This is a genomic window from Paraglaciecola sp. 20A4, from assembly GCF_011378905.1.
Lineage (GTDB): Bacteria > Pseudomonadota > Gammaproteobacteria > Enterobacterales > Alteromonadaceae > Paraglaciecola.
Genome location: NZ_WTPY01000092.1, coordinates 1 through 713, shown reverse-complemented (window position 1 = coordinate 713; position 713 = coordinate 1). Strand labels below are relative to the sequence as shown.

Genomic DNA, 713 nt, shown 5'->3' with positions numbered 1-713 from the left:
GGGGTTTTTATCCGTGCTTTTAACCATTGCCCGATTAGGCTCAAAAGTGCCTTATCATCAATACGTTGCTTAAGCATCTCCATCAGCCAGTCATGGTCTAGATTGTCGAAAAAGCCTTTGATATCAGCCTCAACAATATATCCATAACCTTTAAACTGAAGGTTCAACGCTACGCTATGCACTGCTTGATGTGCACTCTTGTGCGGCCGATAACCATAGCTGTTTGGCAAGAAGTCCGCTTCCCAGATACTTTGCAGTATCTGGCTCACGCTTTGCTGCACCAGCTTGTCATCAACCGTTGGCAGTCCTAATGGGCGCTGCTTGCCATTACTTTTGGGGACGAAGACCCGTTTAATGTCATTCGCACGATAACACTTGGCTTTCAGTGCGAGACGTAAACGGGTGAGGTTTTCCACAAGCTTTTGCTTGTATGTCGGCACCGTAATGCCATCAATACCTGCTGCCGCTCGTTTATTCAGTTGCTCCCAGCTTTGATACAGTAAGTCATGACCTAGTAATCCATATAGGTTTTGAAATCTGTGACTGGGGTGGGTTTGTGATTTAAATATGATGGCGTTTAGTTCGGTTGTCATAGTTATCCCAGCCCTACTTTGTCCGGCCTATGTGTCTGCTAAACACCTGATACAACTGCTTGCCCCTTCGCCATGTGGCTGGCTTTCCCAACCTCGGACTACTATGAGCAAGTCTGACTG

1 protein-coding gene is annotated in these 713 nt (G+C 46.7%); it reads right to left on the bottom strand.

Features of this window, described 5'->3' with window-relative positions; all coding sequences use genetic code 11:
* A partial coding sequence (locus tag GQS54_RS22975) for a reverse transcriptase domain-containing protein (protein WP_240920050.1) occupies window positions 1–593 on the bottom strand: 593 nt, incomplete at its 3' end.
* Window positions 594–713: the final 120 nt, after the last annotated feature.